This is a genomic window from Neorhizobium phenanthreniclasticum (genome assembly GCF_040066075.1).
GTDB lineage: Bacteria > Pseudomonadota > Alphaproteobacteria > Rhizobiales > Rhizobiaceae > Neorhizobium > Neorhizobium petrolearium.
The window spans coordinates 1-23,449 of the sequence record NZ_JBEAAL010000048.1 but is presented as its reverse complement, the minus strand read 5'-3'; the positions used below and the strand labels follow the sequence as shown (position 1 = coordinate 23,449).

At 61.0% G+C, this 23,449-nt stretch carries 29 protein-coding genes; 20 read left to right on the top strand and 9 right to left on the bottom strand.

The genetic code is table 11. The features are described 5' to 3' along the window. Positions 1-6 precede the first annotated feature (6 nt). The 10 genes from rplR to rplQ all read left to right on the top strand — a co-directional run bounded on the left by rplR (position 7) and on the right by rplQ (position 6,917). On the top strand, positions 7-369 hold the full coding sequence (rplR, locus tag ABK249_RS32250) for a 50S ribosomal protein L18 (RefSeq protein ID WP_037151131.1): 363 nt from the start codon (positions 7-9) through the stop codon (positions 367-369). A gap of 185 nt (positions 370-554) precedes the next feature. Then, complete coding sequence (gene rpsE, locus ABK249_RS32245) at positions 555-1,124, top strand: 30S ribosomal protein S5 (protein WP_037151134.1); 570 nt, start codon at positions 555-557, stop codon at positions 1,122-1,124. Positions 1,125-1,136: 12 nt separating this feature from the next. Further along, a complete protein-coding gene (gene rpmD, locus ABK249_RS32240; protein WP_037151137.1) occupies positions 1,137-1,343 on the top strand; it encodes a 50S ribosomal protein L30 in 207 nt (68 codons plus the stop codon). Between the two features lie 16 nt (positions 1,344-1,359). Beyond that, on the top strand, positions 1,360-1,839 hold the full coding sequence (gene rplO, locus ABK249_RS32235) for a 50S ribosomal protein L15 (RefSeq protein ID WP_037151140.1): 480 nt from the start codon (positions 1,360-1,362) through the stop codon (positions 1,837-1,839). A 238-nt stretch (positions 1,840-2,077) separates the two neighbouring features. Beyond that, on the top strand, positions 2,078-3,418 hold the full coding sequence (gene secY, locus ABK249_RS32230) for a preprotein translocase subunit SecY (protein WP_037151143.1): 1,341 nt from the start codon (positions 2,078-2,080) through the stop codon (positions 3,416-3,418). Further along, the gene (locus ABK249_RS32225) at positions 3,415-4,065 is read left to right on the top strand and encodes an adenylate kinase (RefSeq protein WP_037151146.1); all 651 of its coding nucleotides are present in this window, start codon (positions 3,415-3,417) and stop codon (positions 4,063-4,065) included. Before secY ends, ABK249_RS32225 begins: the two co-directional genes overlap by 4 nt. Positions 4,066-4,359: 294 nt before the next feature. Next, on the top strand, positions 4,360-4,728 hold the full coding sequence (rpsM, locus tag ABK249_RS32220) for a 30S ribosomal protein S13 (protein WP_037151149.1): 369 nt from the start codon (positions 4,360-4,362) through the stop codon (positions 4,726-4,728). A gap of 115 nt (positions 4,729-4,843) precedes the next feature. Further along, the gene (gene rpsK / locus ABK249_RS32215; RefSeq protein ID WP_007766864.1) at positions 4,844-5,233 is read left to right on the top strand and encodes a 30S ribosomal protein S11; all 390 of its coding nucleotides are present in this window, start codon (positions 4,844-4,846) and stop codon (positions 5,231-5,233) included. Positions 5,234-5,435: 202 nt separating this feature from the next. Next, the gene (locus tag ABK249_RS32210) at positions 5,436-6,446 is read left to right on the top strand and encodes a DNA-directed RNA polymerase subunit alpha (protein ID WP_037151252.1); all 1,011 of its coding nucleotides are present in this window, start codon (positions 5,436-5,438) and stop codon (positions 6,444-6,446) included. 45 nt (positions 6,447-6,491) lie between these two features. Beyond that, positions 6,492-6,917: a 50S ribosomal protein L17 gene (rplQ, locus tag ABK249_RS32205; protein ID WP_037151152.1), complete on the top strand. Its 426-nt coding sequence runs from the start codon at positions 6,492-6,494 to the stop codon at positions 6,915-6,917. A gap of 257 nt (positions 6,918-7,174) precedes the next feature. Here the strand turns inward: rplQ and msrQ are convergent, their stop codons facing one another. Both msrQ and msrP read right to left on the bottom strand, forming a co-directional pair. Then, positions 7,175-7,816, bottom strand: a complete 642-nt coding sequence (gene msrQ / locus ABK249_RS32200; RefSeq protein ID WP_227702599.1) for a protein-methionine-sulfoxide reductase heme-binding subunit MsrQ — start codon at positions 7,814-7,816, stop codon at positions 7,175-7,177. A gap of 2 nt (positions 7,817-7,818) precedes the next feature. Then, complete coding sequence (msrP, locus tag ABK249_RS32195) at positions 7,819-8,760, bottom strand: protein-methionine-sulfoxide reductase catalytic subunit MsrP (protein ID WP_037151162.1); 942 nt, start codon at positions 8,758-8,760, stop codon at positions 7,819-7,821. 236 nt (positions 8,761-8,996) lie between these two features. On the opposite strand from msrP, the gene ABK249_RS32190 reads away from it, so the two are divergent. Together ABK249_RS32190 and ilvD are read left to right on the top strand one after the other, a co-directional pair. Continuing rightward, positions 8,997-9,389 carry a DUF4112 domain-containing protein gene (locus ABK249_RS32190; protein ID WP_037151164.1) on the top strand — a complete coding sequence of 131 codons (393 nt, stop codon included), beginning with the start codon at positions 8,997-8,999 and terminating at the stop codon, positions 9,387-9,389. A gap of 145 nt (positions 9,390-9,534) precedes the next feature. Beyond that, positions 9,535-11,370, top strand: a complete 1,836-nt coding sequence (gene ilvD / locus ABK249_RS32185; RefSeq protein WP_348864830.1) for a dihydroxy-acid dehydratase — start codon at positions 9,535-9,537, stop codon at positions 11,368-11,370. A gap of 12 nt (positions 11,371-11,382) precedes the next feature. Here ilvD and ABK249_RS32180 read toward each other — a convergent pair whose 3' ends face one another. Then, positions 11,383-11,826 carry an SWIM zinc finger family protein gene (locus ABK249_RS32180; RefSeq protein ID WP_052182851.1) on the bottom strand — a complete coding sequence of 148 codons (444 nt, stop codon included), beginning with the start codon at positions 11,824-11,826 and terminating at the stop codon, positions 11,383-11,385. Between the two features lie 37 nt (positions 11,827-11,863). Here ABK249_RS32180 and ABK249_RS32175 point away from each other — a divergent pair, with 37 nt between their 5' ends. Further along, the gene (locus ABK249_RS32175; RefSeq protein ID WP_227702601.1) at positions 11,864-12,271 is read left to right on the top strand and encodes a DUF3024 domain-containing protein; all 408 of its coding nucleotides are present in this window, start codon (positions 11,864-11,866) and stop codon (positions 12,269-12,271) included. Between the two features lie 9 nt (positions 12,272-12,280). Here ABK249_RS32175 and ABK249_RS32170 read toward each other — a convergent pair whose 3' ends face one another. Together ABK249_RS32170 and ABK249_RS32165 are read right to left on the bottom strand one after the other, a co-directional pair. Next, positions 12,281-12,643 carry a lysozyme inhibitor LprI family protein gene (locus tag ABK249_RS32170; RefSeq protein ID WP_407721001.1) on the bottom strand — a complete coding sequence of 121 codons (363 nt, stop codon included), beginning with the start codon at positions 12,641-12,643 and terminating at the stop codon, positions 12,281-12,283. A 39-nt stretch (positions 12,644-12,682) separates the two neighbouring features. Then, positions 12,683-13,063 carry a YkvA family protein gene (locus ABK249_RS32165; RefSeq protein WP_037151171.1) on the bottom strand — a complete coding sequence of 127 codons (381 nt, stop codon included), beginning with the start codon at positions 13,061-13,063 and terminating at the stop codon, positions 12,683-12,685. Between the two features lie 134 nt (positions 13,064-13,197). Here ABK249_RS32165 and ABK249_RS32160 point away from each other — a divergent pair, with 134 nt between their 5' ends. Continuing rightward, the gene (locus ABK249_RS32160; protein ID WP_227702602.1) at positions 13,198-14,601 is read left to right on the top strand and encodes a DegQ family serine endoprotease; all 1,404 of its coding nucleotides are present in this window, start codon (positions 13,198-13,200) and stop codon (positions 14,599-14,601) included. Further along, the gene (locus tag ABK249_RS32155; protein WP_037151176.1) at positions 14,598-15,914 is read left to right on the top strand and encodes a replication-associated recombination protein A; all 1,317 of its coding nucleotides are present in this window, start codon (positions 14,598-14,600) and stop codon (positions 15,912-15,914) included. The genes ABK249_RS32160 and ABK249_RS32155 overlap by 4 nt, the downstream gene beginning before the upstream one ends. A gap of 30 nt (positions 15,915-15,944) precedes the next feature. On the opposite strand, the gene ABK249_RS32150 is transcribed toward ABK249_RS32155, so the two are convergent. Then, positions 15,945-16,259, bottom strand: a complete 315-nt coding sequence (locus ABK249_RS32150; RefSeq protein ID WP_037151261.1) for a DUF1883 domain-containing protein — start codon at positions 16,257-16,259, stop codon at positions 15,945-15,947. A gap of 333 nt (positions 16,260-16,592) precedes the next feature. Here ABK249_RS32150 and ABK249_RS32145 point away from each other — a divergent pair, with 333 nt between their 5' ends. Further along, positions 16,593-17,534: an alpha/beta fold hydrolase gene (locus tag ABK249_RS32145; RefSeq protein ID WP_037151179.1), complete on the top strand. Its 942-nt coding sequence runs from the start codon at positions 16,593-16,595 to the stop codon at positions 17,532-17,534. A 96-nt stretch (positions 17,535-17,630) separates the two neighbouring features. On the opposite strand, the gene ABK249_RS32140 is transcribed toward ABK249_RS32145, so the two are convergent. Both ABK249_RS32140 and ABK249_RS32135 read right to left on the bottom strand, forming a co-directional pair. After that, positions 17,631-18,635: a ketopantoate reductase family protein gene (locus ABK249_RS32140; protein ID WP_227702603.1), complete on the bottom strand. Its 1,005-nt coding sequence runs from the start codon at positions 18,633-18,635 to the stop codon at positions 17,631-17,633. 81 nt (positions 18,636-18,716) lie between these two features. Beyond that, a complete protein-coding gene (locus tag ABK249_RS32135) occupies positions 18,717-18,938 on the bottom strand; it encodes a hypothetical protein (protein ID WP_037151184.1) in 222 nt (73 codons plus the stop codon). Positions 18,939-19,157: 219 nt separating this feature from the next. Between ABK249_RS32135 and ftsZ the strand changes: the two genes are divergently transcribed. After that, a complete protein-coding gene (gene ftsZ, locus ABK249_RS32130; protein WP_037151188.1) occupies positions 19,158-20,183 on the top strand; it encodes a cell division protein FtsZ in 1,026 nt (341 codons plus the stop codon). Positions 20,184-20,192: 9 nt separating this feature from the next. Here the strand turns inward: ftsZ and ABK249_RS32125 are convergent, their stop codons facing one another. Next, a complete protein-coding gene (locus ABK249_RS32125) occupies positions 20,193-20,768 on the bottom strand; it encodes a TetR/AcrR family transcriptional regulator (RefSeq protein ID WP_348864832.1) in 576 nt (191 codons plus the stop codon). 283 nt (positions 20,769-21,051) lie between these two features. Here ABK249_RS32125 and ABK249_RS32120 point away from each other — a divergent pair, with 283 nt between their 5' ends. From ABK249_RS32120 to ABK249_RS32110, 3 genes are all read left to right on the top strand, one after another. Further along, complete coding sequence (locus ABK249_RS32120) at positions 21,052-22,002, top strand: homocysteine S-methyltransferase family protein (protein ID WP_037151191.1); 951 nt, start codon at positions 21,052-21,054, stop codon at positions 22,000-22,002. A 33-nt stretch (positions 22,003-22,035) separates the two neighbouring features. After that, positions 22,036-22,221, top strand: coding sequence for a hypothetical protein (locus ABK249_RS32115; RefSeq protein WP_037151193.1), 186 nt, complete (start codon positions 22,036-22,038; stop codon positions 22,219-22,221). Between the two features lie 126 nt (positions 22,222-22,347). Continuing rightward, positions 22,348-23,133 (top strand): class I SAM-dependent methyltransferase, encoded by a 786-nt coding sequence (locus ABK249_RS32110; RefSeq protein ID WP_348864828.1) that lies wholly within the window; start codon positions 22,348-22,350, stop codon positions 23,131-23,133. The last annotated feature ends 316 nt before the right edge of the window (positions 23,134-23,449 follow it).

Genomic DNA, 23,449 nt, shown 5'->3' with positions numbered 1-23,449 from the left:
CGCGATATGGCTAGCAGGAAAGAAGCACTTGCAAAGCGCGCGAGCCGCGTGCGCCGCCAGCTCAAGGCGGTCGCCAACGGCCGTCCGCGCCTGTCGGTTCATCGCTCGTCGAAGAACATCTACGCTCAGGTCATCGATGATGTGGCCGGCCGCACGCTTGCTGCCGCGTCCACGCTCGATGCGGGTTTGCGCTCGTCTTTGAAGACCGGCGCTGACGTTGCGGCGGCCGCCGCTGTCGGCAAGCTGGTGGCCGCGCGCGCCTCCGAGGCCGGCGTGAAGGAAGTCGTGTTCGATCGCGGCGCCTTCATTTATCACGGTCGCATCAAGGCGCTTGCCGATGCTGCCCGCGAAGGCGGTCTGAGCTTCTAAGAGTTTTCGCCCGGTCTCCCGGAACAAGGGGGGCCGGGCGAAATGCGGTTTGCCGCAACCTCCGGAATATCCTTCCGGATCCAGGGCAATTCCAGGAAAGGCGCCAGGCGGCTTTCCGTCCCGAATTGCGTGGACGTAAATTGTAATCTGCCGATTGCACCCGGAAAAGAAAAAGGAAAAGGACAATGGCACAGGAAAGAAGAGGCTCGCGCGACGATCGCCAGAGCCGTGAAGAGCGCGATAGCGAATTCGTCGACAAGCTGGTCGCGATCAACCGCGTCGCCAAGGTCGTCAAGGGCGGCCGTCGTTTCGGTTTTGCAGCTCTCGTCGTCGTCGGCGACCAGAAGGGCCGCGTCGGCTTCGGCCATGGCAAGGCGCGCGAAGTGCCGGAAGCCATCCGCAAGGCGACCGAAAGCGCGAAGCGTGATCTCATCTTCGTACCGCTGCGTGACGGCCGTACGCTGCATCATGACGTCAATGGTCGTCACGGCGCCGGCAAAGTTCTGCTGCGTGCGGCCAAGGCCGGTACCGGTATCATCGCCGGCGGTCCGATGCGCGCCGTTTTCGAGACCCTCGGCGTTCATGACGTCGTCGCCAAGTCGACCGGTTCGTCGAACCCGTACAACATGGTTCGCGCCACGTTCGACGCCCTGAAGCACCAGGTTCACCCGAAGGACATCGCAGCCCAGCGCGGCATCAAGTATGCAACGCTTCAGGCCCGCCGTGCTTCTTCCGGTGTCACCTCGGAAGAATAAGGAGAGCGGATTATGGCCAAGAAGGCAGAAGCCGCCAACAAGACGATCACGATCGAGCAGATCGGTTCGCCTATCCGCCGCCCGGAAGTCCAGCGCAAGACGCTGATCGGGCTCGGCCTCAACAAGATGCACCGGACCCGCACCCTGGAAGATACGCCTTCCGTTCGTGGCATGATCCGGGCTGTCCAGCATCTCGTCCGCATTGTCGACGAGAAGTGAGACGGAGGAATTGACCATGAAACTGAATGAGATCAAGGACAACGAAGGCGCCTCCAAGGAGCGTATCCGCGTTGGTCGCGGCATCGGCTCCGGCAAGGGCAAGACCGGCGGCCGCGGCGTGAAGGGTCAGAAGGCCCGTTCCGGCGTTGCGATCAAGGGCTTCGAAGGCGGCCAGATGCCGATCTATCGTCGCCTGCCGAAGCGCGGCTTCACCAACATCTTCGCTTCCGAATACGTCACCGTTTCGCTCGGTCGTATCCAGACCGCGATCGATGCCAAGAAGCTTGATCCCAAGGCAACGATCGATGCCGCAGCGCTCAAGGCTGCCGGCGTCATCCGCCGCCCGAAGGATGGCGTTCGCATCCTCGCGGACGGTGAACTGAAGGCCAAGGTTTCGATCGAAGTCGCCGGTGCTTCCAAGGCTGCCGTCGAGAAGATCGAGAAGGCTGGCGGTTCTGTGAAGCTGCTCGCCGCAGTCGAAGCTGCCGCGGAATAAATCGTTTGAGAATCGCCCGGTTTGAGCTTCACACCGGGCGATTTTATCTCCATATGTGAGCCTCACGATCCCGATGCGATCTGCCGGTCGCTGGGCCGGGATCACACGGAAAACAGGGTGAGGCATCTGATTGCGCCCGCAATCTCCGCGCCCGGTTTTTTGAACCAGAATTTGAGAGACTGCTTTCCGGGTCCGGCACTCTTCCCGCCGCCGGAGAATTGGTCAGGCGGAGAATTGCATGGCTTCTGCAGCGGAACAACTTGCCTCCAATCTGAATTTTTCCACCTTCGCCAAGGCGGAGGACCTCAAGAAGCGGCTGTGGTTCACCCTCGCAGCATTGCTCGTTTATCGCCTCGGCACCCATATTCCGCTTCCGGGCCTCAACCCCGAAGCCTATGCGCAGGCCTTCCGCGGCCAATCTGGCGGCATCCTCGGCCTCTTTAACATGTTTTCGGGCGGCGCCGTGGAGCGCATGGCGATCTTCGCGCTCGGCATCATGCCCTATATCTCCGCATCGATCATCGTGCAGCTCATGACCTCGGTCGTGCCTTCGCTGGAAGCCTTGAAGAAGGAAGGCGAGCAGGGCCGCAAGATCATCAACCAGTACACCCGCTACGGCACCGTGATCCTCGGCGCGCTGCAGGCCTATGGCATTGCCGCCGGTCTTGAAAGCGGGCAGGGGATCGTGACCGAGCCAGGCTGGTTCTTCCGCCTGTCCACCGTCGTGACGCTGCTTGGCGGCACCATGTTCCTGATGTGGCTCGGTGAGCAGATCACGTCGCGCGGCATCGGCAACGGCATTTCGCTGATCATCTTCTCGGGCATCGCCGCCGGTCTGCCGACCGCGCTCGCCGGCACGCTCGAACTTGGCCGCACCGGTGCGCTTCCGACGGCGCTGATCCTGACCGTCATCGTCGTGGCGATCGCAGTCATTACCCTGATCGTCTTCGTCGAGCGGGCACAGCGTCGGCTGCTGATCCAGTATCCGAAGCGTCAGGTCGGCAACCGCATGTTCCAGGGCGATACGTCGCACCTGCCGCTGAAGCTCAACACCTCCGGCGTCATTCCTGCGATCTTTGCCTCGTCGCTCCTGCTTCTGCCGGCGACGGCCGCAGGCTTTGCCGGCACGAGCGAGCTTCCGAACTGGGCGACCATGATCATCTCGTCGCTCGGCCATGGCCAGCCGCTGTTCATGCTGTTTTACGGCCTGCTGATCGCGTTCTTCGCCTTCTTCTACACGGCGATCGTCTTCAATCCGAAGGACACCGCCGACAATCTGAAGAAGCATGGCGGCTTCATCCCGGGCATCCGTCCGGGTGAGCGGACTGCCGAATACATCGATTATGTGCTGACCCGCATCACGGTCATCGGCGCGATTTACCTGGTTTTCGTCTGCATCCTGCCGGAATTCCTGGTGGCTCGTACAGGCGTTCCATTAGCCCTTGGTGGTACTTCGCTTTTGATCGTTGTCAGTGTAACCCTCGATACGGTTGCACAGATTCAGGGACACCTCATCGCACAGCAGTATGAGGGCCTGATCAAGAAGTCGAAATTGCGCGGAGGAAAGAGGGGACGATGAGATTGATTCTTTTGGGGCCGCCGGGTGCGGGCAAGGGGACCCAGGCCCAGCGGATCGTGGAGAAGCACGGCATACCGCAGCTCTCCACCGGAGACATGTTGCGCGCGGCGGTGGCCGCCCAGACGGAAGTCGGCAAGCGCGCCAAGGCCGTCATGGATGCCGGCAACCTCGTCTCCGACGAAATCGTCAACGCGATCGTTTCCGAGCGTATCGACCAGCCGGATGCCGCGAACGGATTTATCCTTGACGGTTTTCCGCGCACCCTGGTTCAGGCGGATGCGACCGAGCAGATGCTGGCGGCCAAGGGGCTGGATCTCTCGGTCGTCGTTGAACTTCGTGTCGACGACCAGGAACTCATCCGGCGTGTCTCGGGCCGCTATTCCTGTGCCCAGTGCGGGACGGTCTATCACGACACGGACAAGAAGCCGGCCAAGGAAGGCGTCTGTGACAAGTGCGGATCGACGCATTTCAAGCGCCGTCCGGACGACAATGCCGAGACCATGACCAAGCGCCTCGAGGTCTACTACAAGGAAACCTCGCCGCTGATCGGCTATTACTACGCCAAGGGCAAGCTCAAGGTGGTGGACGGAATGGCAGAGATGGACAAGGTCACTGCCGATATCGAAGAAATCCTGGCGGCGCTCTAGCGCATGTCTCCCAAAAGCGGGAACCGGTTTTGGGACAAAGACATGCGCAAAAGCAGACCGTCATCGATCTGTTAAAGAATCTTGGGCGGAGCGGTTGCATTTCAGCGCCGATTCCGCTAAACACCGCGCCAACTCGCGACAGCTTTAAGCGATCGGCGCGGATTTCCCGAAAGGACATCCGGGACCGGTCGTTTTGACCTGTTCCGGATGACGTTTGAACTGGCGGCTGGTGAGCCGCTTTCATGGAAGAAAGTACCACTTGCCGGATGGCAACTGGAACCAAGGAGAATAGGCGTGGCACGTATCGCTGGCGTCAACATCCCGACTGCGAAGCGCGTTGTCATCGCGCTGACCTACATTCACGGGATCGGCTCGAAATTCGCTCAGGAGATCATGGACAAGGTCGGTCTCCCGGCTGACAAGCGCGTCCATCAGCTGACGGACTCCGAGATCCTTCAGATCCGCGAAACCATCGACCGTGACTATCAGGTCGAGGGTGATCTTCGTCGCGAAACCGCGATGAACATCAAGCGCCTGATGGACCTCGGCTGCTACCGCGGTCTGCGTCATCGTCGCGGCCTGCCGGTCCGCGGTCAGCGCACGCATACCAATGCCCGCACCCGCAAGGGTCCGGCCAAGGCGATCGCCGGTAAGAAGAAGTAATTTTGGGTGGGTGATGGCGGTTGAGTAGGGGTAGCTCTGCTCGCTGCTGGGGTCGCCCACTCCAAGGTGGAGCCGCTGGAATTACGGCGGTGCAGAGATCAACGAAAGGGACAATATGGCCAAGGAAGCCACCCGCGTTCGCCGTCGCGAGCGCAAGAATATTACGTCGGGCGTTGCCCACGTCAATTCTACCTTCAATAACACGATGATCACCATCACCGACGCGCAGGGCAATGCGATTGCCTGGTCGTCGGCCGGTGCGAAGGGTTTCAAGGGTTCGCGCAAGTCGACCCCGTTCGCCGCTCAGATCGCTGCTGAAGACTGCGCCAAGAAGGCGCAGGAGCACGGCATGAAGTCGCTGGAAGTCGAAGTTTGCGGTCCGGGTTCCGGCCGTGAATCGGCTCTGCGCGCGCTGCAGGCTGCCGGCTTCATGATCACCTCGATCCGCGACGTGACCCCGATCCCGCACAATGGTTGCCGCCCGCGCAAGAAGCGCCGCGTCTGATCGTCGGAATTCAGGAGGCTGCCGCAAGGCGGCCTCTGTCGTGAACTCGGGCATGGCCGCCTGATCCTCCCATGGGGGTTCGGCGGCTTTACCCGTATCGCCGATGGCCATCAGTCCCCGATGGGAATGGATGATCCGCTCGGCGCTCCTCATGCTCGGTTACCACGATTGGATGGTGGTAACGAACGGAAGGTATTTGAACATGATCCAGAAGAACTGGCAGGAACTGATCAAGCCGAACAAGGTGGAATTCACCTCTTCCGGCCGTACCAAGGCAACCCTGGTTGCCGAACCGCTTGAGCGCGGCTTTGGCCTGACGCTCGGCAACGCGCTTCGCCGCGTGCTTCTGTCGTCTTTGCGGGGTGCAGCCGTCACCGCCGTGCAGATCGACGGCGTGCTGCACGAGTTCTCCTCCATCCCCGGTGTTCGGGAAGATGTGACGGATATCGTGCTCAACATCAAGGAAATCGCCATCAAGATGGATGGCGACGATGCCAAGCGCATGGTCGTGCGCAAGCAGGGTCCGGGTTCGGTCACCGCTGGCGACATCCAGACGGTTGGCGACATCGAGATCCTGAACCCCGACCACGTGATCTGCACGCTCGATGAGGGTGCGGAGATCCGCATGGAATTCACGGTCAACAACGGCAAGGGCTATGTGCCTGCCGAGCGTAACCGTGCAGAAGACGCGCCGATCGGCCTGATTCCGGTCGACAGCCTGTATTCGCCGGTCAAGAAAGTGTCCTACAAGGTGGAGAACACCCGTGAAGGACAGGTTCTCGATTACGACAAGCTGACGATGACGATCGAGACCGACGGTTCCATTTCCGGCGAGGATGCGGTCGCATTCGCAGCGCGTATCCTTCAGGATCAGCTCGGCGTTTTCGTCAACTTCGACGAGCCGCAGAAGGAAACCGAAGAGGAATCGGTCACCGAACTGGCGTTCAACCCGGCGCTCCTCAAGAAGGTGGACGAACTGGAACTTTCCGTCCGTTCGGCCAACTGCCTGAAGAACGACAACATCGTCTATATCGGCGACCTTATCCAGAAGACCGAGGCGGAAATGCTGCGCACTCCGAATTTCGGTCGCAAGTCGCTGAACGAGATCAAGGAAGTTCTGGCATCCATGGGCCTCCATCTGGGTATGGAAGTTCCCGCCTGGCCGCCGGAAAATATCGAAGACCTCGCCAAGCGCTACGAAGACCAATACTAACTAATCAGACTGCAGGCGAATGCCTGCAAGTGAAGGAGACCAGACATGCGCCACGGAAAAGCCGGCCGCAAGCTCAACCGCACCGCAAGCCATCGCAAGGCAATGTTTGCCAATATGGCTGCTTCGCTCATCACCCATGAGCAGATCGTAACCACGCTCCCGAAGGCGAAGGAAATCCGTCCGATCGTCGAGAAGCTCGTCACCCTCGGCAAGCGCGGTGACCTGCATGCTCGTCGCCAGGCGATCTCGCAGATCCAGGACCAGGATGCCGTTCGCAAGCTGTTCGACTCGATCGCTTCGCGTTACGCCAACCGCAATGGCGGCTACCTGCGTATCATGAAGGCTGGCTTCCGCCAGGGTGACAACGCCGCCATGGCGGTCATCGAGTTCGTCGAGCGTGATGTCGACGCGAAGGGCGCAGCCGACAAGGCTCGCGTTGCCGCCGAAGCGGAAGCTGCCGAAGCCGCTTGAAGATCATCCGCGCCGTCGGATCGGAAAGCCGGGTGGAAGAGCCCGGCTTTTTTGCGTTTGCCTCCCGGCAAGGTCCGGACTGTTTGATTTGGATCAACGACGATTTTCAGGGAATGCGGTCTGCTGACGTCGTTTCCTGTGCGGCTTCGGCCGCTCAAGCTACCTGCGCTTCCTCCCCAAGGGCGCAGAAGGACCGATTTCCCGCGGTCCAACGAAGACCGGGCCTTGTGCCCGGTCTTTCCATATCTTGCCCGATTTCAGCGTGTTGCTTGCGCCATTTTAGGTTTGCCGCGTTTCCAGCTGAGGATCGGCCGGCGTAGCGGGCGATAGGCAATGAGCAGCGCAATCAATGCCACATGGATGAACGGTACGAAGGTGACCGATTTGACCGCAAGGACATAGTGGAATGCGCCGCCGGCGGCGATCAGATAGATGAGCTTGTGGAGCCTGTTCCATCCCTGCTGCAGCTTGCGGATCGACCAGTTGTTGGAGGTGACCGCGAGGGGGATGAGCAGCAGCAGGCAGGCAAAGCCGATCGTGATATAGGGCCGCTTGGCGATGTCGCCTCCGACCGCGCCGAGATCGAGTCTGAGGTCGAGCAGCGCATAGACCGTAAAGTGCATCAGCACGTAATAGAAGGCGAGAAGCCCAAGCGCTCGGCGATAGCGGATCCAGTTGACGCCCAGCAGATCGCGCAACGGGGTAATGGCAAGCGTCGCGATGATGAAGCGAAGCGCCCAGATGCCGAGAAGATGCTCGAACTCCTTGACCGGGTTGAACCCGAGCCCGCCGGTCGCGGCCAGATAGAAATACCAGACAGCCGGGCACAGGCCGATCCCATAGAGCGCCCAGATGCTGGCTGAATGGTAGCGGCGGGGCAGGGTGGGAATACCGACCATGGTCAATAATTCGCCTTCAGGTCCATGCCGGAATAGAGGCTGGCCACCTGGTCCGCGTAGCCGTTGAAGGGCAATGTGGGGCGCCTGGCCGCACCGAAGAAGCCGCCTTCGCCGATCCGCTGTTCCGTCGCCTGGCTCCAGCGCGGGTGATCGACCGCGGGATTGACGTTGGAATAGAAGCCGTATTCGCGGGCATTGGCATTCTTCCACGTGGTTTCGGGCTGTTTTTCTACGAGCGAGATCTTCACGATCGACTTGATGCTCTTGAAGCCGTACTTCCACGGAACGACGAGACGGATCGGTGCGCCGTTCTGGTTCGGCAGCGTTTCCCCGTAGAGACCGACGGCAAGAATGGTCAGCGGATGCCGGGCCTCGTCGAGGCGAAGCCCTTCGATATAGGGCCAGGAAAGCGGCTGGAAAAAGCCGCTTTGCCCCGGCATTTCCTCCGGTCGCACGACCGTTTCGAAGGCCACGTATTTGGCGCTGCCGAGCGGCTCGACCTGATCCAAAAGGGCCGAGAGCGGAAAGCCGATCCACGGTATCACCATGGACCAGCCTTCGACGCAGCGCAGCCGGTAGGTACGCTCCTCAAGCTGCATCTTCATGAGTTCGTCAAGGCCGAACTCTTTCGGCTTGCCGACCATGCCCTCGACCTTGACTGACCACGGTGTCGGCTTGAAGGCTCCGGCATTTTGCGACGGATCTTCCTTGTTGACGCCGAATTCGTAGAAATTGTTGTAGGTGGTCACCGCCTCCTTCGGCGTCAGAGGCTCGTCCACCTTGAAGGCGCTGGGCGAGGCCGTGAGCGGCGCTGCCAGTGCGTTGCCGGAGCCGGCGAGCATCAGTCCCGCGGCCGCCGTCCCCAGGAAGCTGCGGCGCGACATATAGATCTCCCGCGGTGTGATTTCGGACGTGGGAATATGCAGCGGACGATAGGCGGCCATGGCGAAATCTCCTCTGAGGCAAGATGTGCCTCTCCTCTTTATACGTAATGCCGATCGAAAAGGTTTCACAGCGGCGCAAAGATTACCGCAAGCCACGTTTGCGTGAAAAATCGTGTGTCCTCTTGATGGAATAAATCGGCAGGGGGAACTCTACTTCCCTCTACACATTTCTTCGTGGCTGGAATGCTTAACCCTGCCGCAGGCGTGGGGATGCGGCAGGAATATGGAATGAATGGATGGATAAACGTTTTGCAGATCCGATCGAGAAGGTTGAGGCGTTGCGGCGCCTGCGCCGTCTTGCGGCGATCGCGCGGCTGATGGATACGGCGGTGCGAATTCCGGGCACCGGCATCCGGTTCGGCGCAGATTCGGTTTTCGGCCTGATTCCGGTCATAGGCGATGCGGGCGGTGCTCTGGTCGGCCTTTACATCGTCAATGAAGCCCGCCGGCTCGGTCTGCCGTCGGCAAAGCTGGTGCCGATGCTTGGCAATATCGCCGTCGACTCCGTTCTCGGCAGCGTCCCGTTGGCAGGCGACGTCTTCGACCTGTTCTTCAAATCTCACCGGCGGAACCTGCAGATCATCCTTGACCATTTTGGTGTTCATCCGGACGAGTTGCGTGAGCGATAGCTGTTCAACCGTACCGCTTTGACCTGTCGTGATAGTGACACCCTCTGCCGTTTGCGGTAGGAAGGCCGCAAAACAAGGGCTTTTTGCGCGGCCTCCGAGAAAGCGGTAGACTGTTGCAGGCCCGAAGGACATCGAGGACGACACCATGCCTGCTTATCGCTCCAGAACCACGACCCATGGCCGCAACATGGCCGGCGCACGCGGGCTGTGGCGTGCCACCGGCATGAAGGACGGTGATTTCGGAAAGCCGATCATCGCCGTCGTCAATTCGTTTACGCAGTTCGTGCCCGGCCACGTGCATCTGAAGGATCTCGGCCAGCTTGTCGCCCGCGAGATCGAAGCGGCCGGCGGCGTCGCCAAGGAGTTCAACACGATCGCGGTCGACGACGGCATTGCCATGGGCCATGACGGCATGCTCTATTCGCTGCCCTCGCGCGAGATCATCGCCGATAGCGTCGAGTATATGGTCAATGCCCATTGCGCCGATGCCATGGTCTGCATCTCCAATTGCGACAAGATCACTCCCGGCATGCTGAATGCGGCGATGCGGCTCAACATTCCGGCCGTCTTCGTCTCCGGTGGCCCGATGGAGGCCGGCAAGGTCGTCCTGCACGGAAAGAAGGTTGCACTCGACCTGGTTGACGCCATGGTCGCGGCCGCCGACGATCAGGTTTCCGACGAGGACGTCAAGGTCATCGAGCGCTCCGCTTGTCCGACCTGCGGCTCGTGCTCGGGCATGTTTACCGCCAATTCGATGAACTGTCTGACGGAAGCGCTCGGCCTGTCGCTGCCCGGCAACGGGTCGACGCTCGCCACCCATGCCGACCGCAGGCGGCTGTTTGTCGAGGCCGGCCACCTGATCGTCGATCTCGCCCGCCGCTATTACGAGCAGGAGGACGAAAGCGTCCTGCCGCGTTCGATCGCCACCAAGCAGGCTTTCGAAAACGCCATGGCGCTCGATATTGCCATGGGCGGCTCCACCAATACCGTGCTGCACATCCTGGCGGCGGCCTATGAGGGCGGCGTCGATTTCACCATGGACGATATCGATCGCCTGTCGCGCAGGGTCCCGTGCCTCTCCAAGGTCGCGCCGGCCAAGAGCGACGTGCACATGGAGGACGTCCACCGCGCCGGCGGCATCATGCGCATTCTCGGCGAGTTCGATCGCGGCGGCCTGATCAACCGCGATTGCTACACGGTGCACGAGGCGACGCTTGGCGATGCCATCGACCGCTGGGACATCACCCGGACCAATTCCGAGACCGTGCGCGAATTCTTCAAGGCGGCGCCCGGCGGCGTGCCGACCCAGGTCGCCTTCAGCCAGTCGTCGCGTTGGGACGAACTCGACATCGACGGCGAGAAGGGCATCATTCGCTCGGTCGACCACCCATTCTCCAAGGATGGCGGTCTTGCCGTGCTCTACGGCAATATCGCGCTCGACGGCTGCATCGTGAAGACTGCCGGCGTTGACGAATCCATCCTGAAGTTTTCCGGCCCCGCCGTCGTCTTCGAAAGCCAGGACGCCGCCGTGAAGGGCATCCTCAACAATGAGGTCAAGGCCGGCGATGTCGTCGTCATCCGCTACGAGGGTCCGAAAGGCGGGCCGGGCATGCAAGAAATGCTCTATCCGACCAGCTATCTGAAATCGAAGGGCCTCGGCAAGGCCTGCGCGCTCATCACCGATGGCCGCTTCTCCGGCGGCACGTCGGGCCTGTCGATCGGCCATGCCTCGCCGGAAGCGGCCCAGGGCGGCGCAATCGGCCTGGTGCGCCAGGGCGATACGATCGAGATCGACATCCCGAACCGCACGATCAACCTGAAGGTCTCCGATGCCGAACTGGCTGAGCGTCGCGCTGAGCAGGACAAGCTCGGCTGGAAGCCGGAAAAGCCCCGCAAGCGCAACGTCACGACAGCCCTGAAGGCCTACGCAGCCTTCGCCGCCAGTGCCGACAAGGGCGCGGTGAGGATTTTGCCGGAATAGACGCGGCGGCGATTACTCCCGTTCCTCTTCGGAAGCGAGAATGGAATTCGTCAGTTCCTCGTCATCACCGAGATGTTGGGCAATGATGTCGATCAGTTCAGCCTTGGTCATGCGTCGAAGCTGTCGCTTTAGGGCCTCGAACTTGTCCCGGCGCGCGATATAAACGGCGCTCGGGCGATAGGTATCCCGGGTATGGACCGTCGCCGCGAATGCGGTCGCAGCCATATGCTTGCAGGGGCCGAAGTCGGAAAAGGCGGGGCAGGTACATTGGCCGGTCAACTGGCTGTCCTTCATGACGAGCTCGACCCTGTACAGTCTCGTTCCGGCGCAGCGCGAGGTGACCTTGTCTGCCTGGAACGAGATGATCTCGACCAGGCCCTCCTCGAAATAGGCCTTGCCGCGATCGATATACCGCTGATCGAAGAGAGTGCTTATATGATGTTGCTGCAGTTTCATGCGCTGGACTCGCGAGCACTGTTGGTTGGGAGATATCATGGCGGGTAGAAAAGGCATATGGGTGCGAAGTCCCGACCGACCCGTAAAGCCCGAAGCCGCCGAAAAGCGGCGGATCGACGCGGCATGTGAAGACTTTATCGACACTTTTTTGAAGCCGCGTTTCCTGCCGGAGATCAGGCCGACGCAATGGAACTATGTCGTCGACATTGCCGGCCGCTGGTCGGGCGGCCGCTACCGGTTCGTGCAGCGCTATCGCTCGGGCATGCAGCACAACAAGGGCGAAGAGTTCGACGCGCCTTTCGCGAGGCTCGATCGTATGGGGCCAGATCGCTTTGACCTGCATTGGTACAGGCATACGGGTCAGTGGTGGAAGCGCCATGAGGGATTGACCCTGTCGGAGGCATTACGCGCTCTTGAAGAGGACGGCCTGCTTAACCCACCGTAACGGTTTTGTTCAAAGCGGCCGGTTAAGGTTATTATAAACCTCATCGAACTGCTTTAACCGCTCCTGATATGCAGCGCGGATGCAATCCGCATCCCCGCCGCAGGCATGGCGCCTTTTCAGCCACTCCACCTGTTCGTCCTGCATCGCGCCCCTCGATCCCATCGCAAGAAGGCCCGAAAGCAGCTCGAAAGTGGTCACCATTTTCACGTCGTCATCGTTGAGCGCGCGTGTATCGCAGATGACCTTTTCGTCCGCGGCTAGGTCCGGACGATCGCAATCGAAACTCGCGGCGGAAGCATTCCGGGGGAGCGTCGGGAGTGCCATTGCGAACAGAAATCCGCTCAATGCGACTGTTGTGACGATATGTTTCATGCCAGCTTATCCTCGATTTCGATGCGCGGAGCCGGCAGGTCAGATCAGCCTTTGGAGGCTCCAAAGGAGCAAGATGAGGCAGAACAGCCAGATGGCAAGGATGAAGGCGAGACCGCCACGACTGACGGGGCACTCCACCCGGTGGGCCGCCTTCACACGGAACTCCGCCATCAGTTCTTCGGGAACCAACCGGATTGCCAGCAGGATGCCGACTGGCACGATCAGCAGGTCGTCGAGATAGCCGAGCACTGGGACGAAGTCCGGGATGAGGTCGATCGGCGAAAGCGCATAAGCTGCCACCGCGCCCGCGACGAGCTTGGCACGGAGCGGAACGCGCTCGTCGCGGGCAGCAAGCCACAGCGCCACGATGTCGCGCTTCAGGCTTTTCGCCCAGCCCTTCGCCTTTGCCACAAATCCCATAGCTTACTCCCCGTATCGCACCTATATAGCACGGTGATCCTGATGGTTTTCGCCGTAGTTTCCGCGGTTCCGCCACCTTTCCTTTCTAGCGTCCCGCGCTACAAATCGTTCCGGATTTAGCAAAGAGGAATCATATGCTGAGCGTGCTGAAACGCGTGTCGACAGGTCTTCTCGCCCTCACTCTCGTAATGCCCGTCACGGCCCTTGGCCAGGAGCAGAAGACGGTACCGCAGAGCCGGCAGGAGATGCAGCTCTCCTTTGCGCCGCTGGTCAAGCAGACGGCGGGCGCGGTCGTGAATGTCTATGCCGAGCGCGTCGTGCAGCGACTCAATCCATTTGCGGGTGATCCCTTCTTCGAGCAGTTCTTCGGCCAGCGCATGCCGAACCGCACGGAAAAGCAGTCTTCGCTGGGGTCTGGCGTCATCCTTTCGCAAGATGGATTGGTGGTCACCAACAATCATGTCGTCCAGGGCGCTGATGACATCAAGATCGCGTTGGCCGACGGCCGCGAATTCCCCTGCGATGTCGTCTTGAAGGATGAAAGCGTCGACCTCGCGGTGCTGCGGATCAAGGCGAAAGAGCATTTTCCGGTCCTGACCATCGGCGATTCCGACGCGGTCGAGGTGGGCGACCTGGTGCTCGCGATCGGCAACCCGTTCGGTGTCGGTCAGACGGTGACAAGCGGCATCGTCTCCGCACTTGCCCGCAATCAGGTAACCACCGGGGATTTCGGTTTCTTCATCCAGACCGACGCATCGATCAACCCTGGCAATTCCGGCGGTGCGCTGATGAATATGAATGGCGAGCTGATCGGCATCAATACCGCGATCTTCTCACGCGGCGGCGGTTCGAACGGTGTTGGTTTTGCCATTCCGGCGAACCTGGTAAAGGTATTCCTGGCTGCGGCTGCCGAAGGCAGGACGACATTCGAACGGCCGTATGTCGGGGCGACGTTCGATGCGGTGACCTCCGACGTTGCCGAGGCCCTGGGCCTCAAGGCTGCCCGTGGCGCGCTGGTCGTCCGGGTGGTCGAAGGCGGGCCTGCCGACAGGGCTGGGCTGAAGCCGGGGGAAGTGGTGACGGCGGTCAACGGCGTCCAGGTCGAGCACCCGGATGCGCTCGGTTACCGCCTGACGACTGCGGGTCTCGGCAAGCAGGCCGCCCTGACGGTCCAGACGAGCGACGGCGAACGGCAGATCGATCTTGCGCTCAACACGGCGCCGGAGACGATCCCCAGGGATGAGCGGCTGCTCGAAGGTCGCAATCCGTTTGCCGGCCTGAGAGTTGCCAATCTTTCGCCGAGGCTTGCAACGGAACTGCATATCCCGGCGGAAAAGGCGGGCGTGGTGGTGACGGATGTGATGCGCGGCTCTCCGGCCGCCCGCTACGGCTTTGCGCCGAGGGATATTGTCATCTCTCTGAACGGCACGACCGTCACGACGACGAAGGCACTGGAAACCATGCTGGATGATGATCCGGGTTTCTGGCGGGTCGAGATTGAACGCGACGGACAGCGTATAAGGCAATTTTTTCGATGAGCAGTGATCTCTTCGCGCCAAAGGTTCCGGAAGAGGTCGCCAACCGGCGGCCGCTCGCCGATCGGCTGCGCCCGAAGACGCTCGCCGACGTCACCGGCCAGCCGCATCTGACCGGCGAGGACGGCGTTCTGCGGCGCATGATCGCTTCCGGTTCGCTCGGATCGATGATCTTCTGGGGACCGCCCGGCACCGGCAAGACCACGGTGGCGCGGCTCCTGTCGGGCGAAGCGGGGCTTGCCTTCGAGCAGATCTCGGCGATCTTTTCCGGCGTCGCGGACCTGAAGAAGGTCTTCGAGGCAGCTCGCATGCGCCGCATGGACGGCCGCCAGACGCTGCTTTTCGTCGATGAGATCCACCGCTTCAACCGCGCCCAGCAGGACAGCTTTCTGCCGGTCATGGAGGACGGGACGGTCATCCTGGTCGGTGCGACGACCGAAAATCCGAGCTTCGAACTCAATGCCGCACTTCTGTCCCGCGCCCGGGTGCTCACCTTCCGCTCGCATGACGAGGAGAGCCTGGAAGAGCTGTTGAAGCGTGCCGAGCATGCCGAGGGCAAGCCGCTGCCGCTTGATGGCGATGCACGCGCGAGCTTGATCCGCATGGCGGATGGCGACGGACGCGCCGTGCTGACGCTTGCCGAAGAAGTCTGGCGTGCGGCGAGGGAAGGGGAAATCTTCGATACGGCAGGTCTCACGGAGATCGTCCAACGCCGCGCGCCGGTGTACGACAAGGCGCAGGACGGCCATTACAATCTCATCTCCGCGCTGCACAAGTCGGTGCGCGGTTCCGATCCGGATGCGGCGCTGTATTACCTTGCGCGCATGTTCGATGCCGGGGAGGATCCTCTTTATCTCGGCCGGCGGCTGGTGCGCATGGCGGTGGAGGATATCGGGCTTGCCGATCCGCAGGCGCTCGTCATCGCCAACGCCGCCAAGGATGCTTACGATTATCTCGGATCACCCGAGGGTGAGCTGGCATTCGCCGAGGCCTGCGTCTATCTGGCGACCGCGCCGAAATCGAATGCGGTTTACACCGCTTTCAAGGCAGCGACACGGGCCGCCAAGGAAAACGGCTCGCTTCTGCCGCCGAAGCACATTCTCAACGCACCGACCAAGTTGATGAAGGGCGAGGGCTACGGCGAAGGCTATCGCTATGACCATGACGAGCCGGACGCCTTCTCCGGTCAGGATTATTTCCCCGAAAAGATGGGGCGGAAGACCTTCTATGATCCGCCGGAACGCGGTTTCGAGCGTGAGATCAGGAAGCGGCTCGACTGGTGGGTCAAGCTGCGAAAGGAGCGGAACGCGGAATAGGGGTGCGCGCACGGCCGCGGCTTGGAACGCTCACGATGCCTGCTTCTGGCTCAGTGCATTGGCGGGGGCGGCAATCAGCTTGACGGAGGATTCCGCAAGTCCGTTATGGCCTTCCATATCGACGATCAGATGCCAATGGCCGTTTTCCGGAATGACCAGCCGGATCGGTGACCGCTTGGCGACGCCGCCGACATATTTGAAATCGAGCCGTTCGGTGAAGCGCTGGAAATTGGTGGCCGTCATCAGGCGCACGTTGTTGACCGCACTCAGCGTCACCTCGATCGTCGTGCCCGCGCGCTGCGGTTTCAGATCGTAGTGGGTAAAGCGGAAATTCGGGGCGGCCATCCCTGCCTCATTCATGCCTGCATCGAAGTTCATTAATGCTAGCGGTACGTCGTTAACGAATGGTGGAACCTTACGGTTACCTGAGGGTTAGTTCCTGTGAACTTCGAATTCTGCGCTGGCACGAAAGAGGTGCTGTGCCGGAGTTCAATCAGGCGGCTTTCGTCCCCTGCAGCCGCCGAGCAATAATAATATTTGACCTCCTGACTTGATATCCCGCCGTCTCTCGCGGCGGGATTTTTCTTTCGTGAAAAGAATTTTTGGATGGCTTTGTCGGCCTTACTCCCGGTTCACCGTCCTTGGGGCATCACGAACCGATCCTTTGAGGAGGAAGTCATGCCAATCAGAATGTTTGCGACCCTTATCGCTGTCGCTGCTGCATCGATGATTCCCGCTATTGCCATAGCGCAGGAATCCAAGCCTGCCGCGCCCCAGGCCATTGTCGTTGAGCCATCGAAGAAAGGACATATCGAGGCAGGCGGCATCAGCTACTATTACGAGGTCCGTGGCGAGGGAGAACCGCTGCTGCTGCTGCATGGCGGTCTTGGCTCGATCGACATGTTTGCGCCGATCATGCCGGCGCTCACCGAACACCGGCAGGTGATCGGCGTCGACCTTCAGGGTCATGGCCGCACGCCTCTGGGCAAGCGGCCGATCACGCTGGAAGCGATCGGCGCCGATATGGGCAAGATTGTCTCAGAACTCGGCTACAGCCGGGTCGATGTGCTGGGCTATTCCATGGGCGGTGGTGTCGCTCTGCAAATGGCGGCACAGGCGCCGGAGAAGGTGCGGCGGCTCGTCATCGCTTCGGCTCCCTTCGCCAAAAACGGTTTCTTTCCGGAAATGATCCCGCAGCAGGAATCTGTCAGCGCCGCAATGGCCGAGATGATGAAGAACACGCCGATGTTCCTCTCCTACAAGGCCGTGGCGCCGGACGTTTCGGAGTTCCCGCGGCTGCTCGACGCCATGGGTGACCTGATGCGTCGCGACTACGACTTTTCGGAAGCGGTTGCCAAGCTGACCATGCCGGTCATGCTGGTCTATGGCGACAGCGACATGATCCGTCCCGAACATATCGTCGAGTTCTACCAGAAACTTGGCGGCGGGTTGAAGGACGCCGGCTGGATGCGCGAGAACATGTCGAAGAACCGGCTGGCGATACTGCCCGATCTCACCCACTACGAGGCCTTCGCATCTCCGGTTATGGTTCCGACCGTGCTGCCCTTCCTGGATGGCAAGAGCAATGCGCCGAACTGGGCGGAACAGGTGAAAAAGTGAAGATCCTCATCGGAACCAATGCCGGTTGGAAATCGGCATTGGTTATTCTTCAAATGCTTACACCAATTTCCTTATCCTAAATTAGAGGAGGTTGATTCATTTTTTGAGGTTTTCGCGATCGAGCTGGACGGTGAGCGCCAGCACGGTCTCGCAGGTCGGAGTTGGAACGCCTGCGAGCTTACCGAGCGCGACCACCATGCCGGTGAGAGGCACGATTTCCAGCGGCTTGCCGGCGATGAGGTCCTGAAGCATTGAAGTCCGGACCGGGCCGAACCCTCCCGACCGCCCCAATTCCTCCTGAACGCCACTGCTGAAGACCGCGCCGAGAGCTTCGCCGACTGCCTTGGTTTCCGCCATGACCTTGCCGATCTGTTCGACCAGCGGCGGATTTTCCATGATGGAGTTCATAAGGCCGCGGGTGAGCGCGCTGATCGGGTTGTAGGCGGCATTGCCCATCAGCTTCGTCCAGATCGCATCGCGGATGCGCTGGGTCGGGATGATGGTGAGGCCTGCGCGGCCGAGGAGGTCGGCAATCGTCACGAGGTCCCTGGAAAGATCGCCGGAGGGCTCTCCGAGGAAGAAGCGGCCGTCGCCGTTGAGCCGGACGGTGCCGGGCGCGATCACTTCTGCGCCCTGATAGGCGACACAGCCGAGCACCCGCTCCGGCCCGACGAGCCGCCAGAGCTCGCCGTCCGGATCGAGCTCGGGAAGCTGGCGTTCCGCATGACCGCTTTCCTCGTCCCGGTGAAAATACCACCACGGAATGCCGTTGAGAATCATGATCACGCGCGTGCCGTCCTTGGTCAGGCCGGCAAGGCCTTCCGCCGCTTCGGCAAGCTGATGGCCCTTGAGACCGGTAATGACGAGGTCCTGCTTGGGCAGCTCCGAAGGATCGCTGGTGGCGGCGACCCGCACATGAAGCGGTGGGGCGTCGCTGCCGCCCTTCGCAACGGTCAAACCCTTTTCACGGATGGCCGCCAGATGCGCGCCGCGTGCCACGACGGACACGTTCACCTCTTCACCGAGCCCGCTTGCGATCCTTGCAGCAAACGCTCCACCAAGCGCGCCCGCGCCGTAGATGCAAATATTCCTGATCGTCATGACCTTCCTCGTCTGCGCTTTGTGCAATGCGGTAGACTTAGGCCATCCGGCGCTATGAGGCGAACGAGTTTTTGTGATGAATCAATGGCGGGCACGGTTGCCTGGCACGAGCTCCGCACGGCGCAGCTCGTCGATGGCGGCGACCGCGGCCTCGGCGGACCATCCGGCACGCAGCGCAGCGGCAACCATCTTGACTTCAGCTTCTTCTTCAAGCGCCAGGAAAAGCGGCTCGAGTGCCTCCTGCGCCGTGAGGATGTGGTCATCCGGCGATGCGACGGACGTGGATGCGGCAGACGTGGGCATGGGACGCAGTGCTCCTCTCTCTTTTTTGATCGATTCTTTACAATTGTGGTGCCCGAAAAAAGTTCCTCGCTACTTGTGGAAAATCTCGCCTGCCGATCCACACCCGCGCGGAGCTTGTTCTTTCGCCAAGCCTCTGCCTTCTTGCGCAGCTAAAATACAAACTGATTCGGGGGCCGATGGGGCGACCCCGCCGGCACAGCCGATGCCAAGGAGATTGCGATGACGGACGGCAATAGACACCAGATTACCGAAATGCGGCCGAAGATCACCGTGATCGGCGTTGGCGGCGGCGGCGGCAACGCCATCAACAACATGATTGCCGAAAACCTGGAAGGCGTCGATTTCATCGCCGCCAATACGGATGCGCAGGTGCTCGCGACATCGAAGGCCTCGCGCCGCATCCAGCTCGGAGCGCATGTGACGGAAGGCCTCGGTGCCGGTTCGCTGCCGGAGATCGGCCGCGCGGCGGCAGAGGAATCGATCGACGAGATCATGGACCATCTTTCCGGCTCGCACATGTGCTTCGTGACCGCAGGCATGGGCGGTGGCACGGGAACGGGTGCTGCGCCGATCATCGCCCAGGCTGCCCGCAACGCCGGCATCCTGACGGTCGGCGTGGTGACGAAGCCCTTCACCTTCGAGGGCAACCGCCGCATGAAGACGGCCGAAACCGGCATCGAGGAGCTGCGCCGGGCGGCCGATACCGTGATCGTCATTCCGAACCAGAACCTCTTCCGCATCGCCGACGCAAAAACCACGTTCGCCGACGCCTTCATGACCGCTGACCGGGTTCTGTTTTCCGGTGTCGGCTGCATTACCGACCTGATCGTCAAGGAAGGTTTGATCAACCTCGATTTCGCCGACGTGAAATCGGTGATGAAGGGCATGGGACGGGCGATGATGGGCACCGGCGAAGCTTCCGGCGACCAGCGGGCGCTGACCGCCGCGGAGGCGGCGATCGCCAATCCGCTGCTCGACGAGATTTCCATGAAGGGCGCCAGAGGCGTGCTGATCTCGATCTCCGGCGGCTCCGACATGACGCTGTTCGAGGTGGACGAGGCGGCAAGCCGCATCCGCGACGAGGTCATGGATGATGCCGATATCGTCGTCGGCGCGATCTTCGACCGCAATCTCGACGGCAAGTTCCGCGTCTCGGTCGTGGCGACCGGCCTCGACGGCGGCGAGATCGCGGCCGCCCCGGAGGTTCCGGCCGGCACGCAGGCGGCCTACCGCACCCTGCAATAGGCGGCCCGGCTAGTTCGAAAACAGCAGCTTGATGTAGGAGCGGTAGGCCAGAATCTGCCGCTCCATTTGCGCCGGATCCTTGAGCGCCTTCGACATGATGATCGAGCCGTCAAAGATGCAGGAGAGCATGTTCGCCACGTCTTCGAGGTTGACCGGATCGCGTGGTGGATAAACGGCGACGATCTCTTCGATATAGCCGAGGAAACGGGCGTTCCAGGCCTTGACCGAATTGGCGTTCGTTTCATGGATGTCGCGATCGAAGAGCCGTTCCTGATAGCAGATCGAGGCGATGAGGCAGCCCGGATGCCCGCCCGGCAGGTCGCGCGCCAGTTCGCTGAGCAGCTTTAGTCCCAGCAGGAAAGCTTGCAGCGGGTCGTCGTTGAGTTCCCGCGCGCGGCCGAAAATCTCGTCGAAAATCCGGTCGTTTTCGGCCACGTAGCGGCGCAGCATTTCGCGCGCGAGCTCGTTCTTGTCCCGGAAATGGTAGAAGAAACCGCTCTTGGTGATACCGGCTTCGGCAATGACTTCCTCGATCGAAGTCGCGGCAAAACCTTTGGCAAGGACCGCGGCCTGGGCGATCTCCATGATGCGGTCACGGGTCGCAGCTCCCTTGCGGGTGTCCCGTGGTTCAGAAAACTTGACCACCGGTACAGTTTCTCCCCGTCCTGAAACGGGTTCCTCAAGCATCTCTTCTCTCGGAGACATGCTAACCTCCCGATATCGCTTGGCATTTCCGAAATATCGCGCGGCTGTACCACGCGCTCACTAGAGCAGATGCCCGTTCTTCTGCGAAAAATCGGCCATTACCCGGGAGGCCAGGAGCAATATTCGGCCGCCCATGATCTTCTTTTACCACAGGAGGCGGACAATGGCCAAATATCGCCATAACCTGCCGCAGCTAAAAAGCGGCGATTTCCTTACCGATGGCGGTCTTGAAACGACACTTGTCTTTCATCGCGGCATCGATCTTCCGGCATTCGCCGCCTTTCCACTTCTGGATGACAGAAAGGGCCGTGAGGAACTGACGGAATACTATGAGACTTATCTTGCGATCGCCCGCGAGCGAGGCCTCGGCTTCATCCTCGATACGCCCACCTGGCGGGCGAATGCCGACTGGGGACCGCAGCTCGGCTACGATATCGAGACGCTCCGAGAGATCAACATCCGCTCGGTCGACTTCATCGCGGAACTGCGCAAGGCCTGGGAAAAGCCGGGCGCCCCGGTCGTCCTGAACGGTGTCATCGGTCCGCGCGGCGATGGCTACAGGGACGGCAACATGGACCCGCTGGCGGCCGAGGACTATCACGCCTTCCAGGCGGAGGCCTTTGCCGCAAGCCAGGCGGACATGATCTCGGCGATTACGATGAACAATATCGGCGAGGCGGTCGGTATCACCCGCGCCGCGAAACGCGTCGGAATGCCCTGTGTCGTCTCCTTCACCGTGGAGACGGACGGCAGGCTCGTCAACGGCAAGACGCTGCAGGCGGCGATCGAGGAGACGGACGCGGCAACTGACGGATATGCGGCCTATTACATGGTCAACTGCGCCCATCCGAGCCATTTCGAAGATGCGCTTTCCCGCGGTGAAGCCTGGGTGAAGCGGATCGCCGGCATCCGCGCCAACGCGTCGGTGAAAAGCCATCAGGAGCTCGATGAAGCGCCGGAACTCGACATCGGCGATCCGCTTGACCTCGGTGCCCGCTACCGGACGCTTCGGAAGAATTATCCGGGAATGCGGGTGCTCGGAGGCTGCTGCGGCACGGATCACCGGCATCTCCAGGCGATATGCGACGCCTGCCTTCCGGCCGCGGCGGCCTGAAGGGGAGGGGCGCCGATGTTGAGGAGAGGTTTAATGGCGGCAATCTTCGGTGTTTCCGGCCGCTGGCTGAATCCGCCCTATGACACGGATGCCACCGATGGTGAGCACGCCCGGGCAAAACTCCGCAACCGCTTCCTGTTTGACGAGCATCTTCTTCGCGATATAGGCTTCCGCGAAGAGGTCTCCAGATTCCACCGCAGCCGCCGTCCGGGTTTTTAGGCCCGCCGAGCCGTTTCGACCAGCACCTTCCGGAGGTTTTGCCTTCGGAAGGTGTTTTCGTCTTTTCATTGTCATCGACCGCGGATATAGCTCGCCGCCCATTTCATCAGCGCGAGGAGCACGAGCATGGACGCGAAAACTGTCGCTGCCCACTGGGAAGGCAATGCCGAGACCTGGACGATCTATTCGCGGGCAGGCCACGACAAGTACCGGGATGCGCTAAACACGCCGGCCTTTCTGGAAATGCTGCCGCCGGTCGCAGGCCTGAAGGGGCTCGATCTCGGCTGCGGGGAGGGGACGAACACCCGCGCCGTCGCAAGGCTCGGCGCAAGGATGACCGGCCTCGACATTGCGCCGACCTTTCTGCGTTACGGTCGCGAGACCGAGGAGCAGGATCCACTCGGTATCGATTATGTGCTCGGCGACGGCCAGACGATCGGTTTTCCGGATGCAAGTTTCGATTTCGTCACCGCCTTCATGTCGATGATGGACATGGCCGACCAGCAGGGTGTGCTGAAGGAGGTGGCGCGGGTGCTCAAACCCGGCGGATTCCTGCAGTTTTCGATCCTGCATCCCTGTTTCGTGCCGCCGACACGCAGGAATATCCGCGACGAACGGGGCGAGGCGGTGGCCGTTCAGGTGGCCGATTACTTCGACGAGACCGAGGGACGCATAGAGCGCTGGCTGTTTTCTGACATTCCGGCCGAGGAGCGGGCGAGGCTGACGCCATTTTCGATCCCCCGCTTCCACCGCACGCTGTCAACCTGGGTATCGATGATCGTCGGCGCCGGGCTTGTCATCGAGGCCTTTGGCGAGCCGATGGCCTCAGAGGAGGTGGCCGCGGCCGAACCGGTGGTGGCCGACACCCGCGTCGCGCCGATCTTCCTGCATATCCGTGCAGTCAGGCCGTAGGACGAAGATGAGCCTTCCTTTAGAGACTCCAAGGGCCTACTATTTTGTCTTCGGCCGTTGTTTTCCATCTTTCTTTCTCGATTTGTCTCATCGGAATTTCGGCTCCGGTGAATGTGGGACATTTTGCGGGCGACATGGCTCTCGCGACGGTCAAAGCCCGCGTTGATCGGCTGCCTACCGCTCTTCTGACCTTGACGGCGGGGATAGTCCGAGGTGAATGTTGAATGCCAATCGGATCCGAGCGCGGAAGGTGCCGCTACGAGTAAGGTGCGACTGAGACCATGGACACGGGTGTTTTGGTGACGGACAACAATGA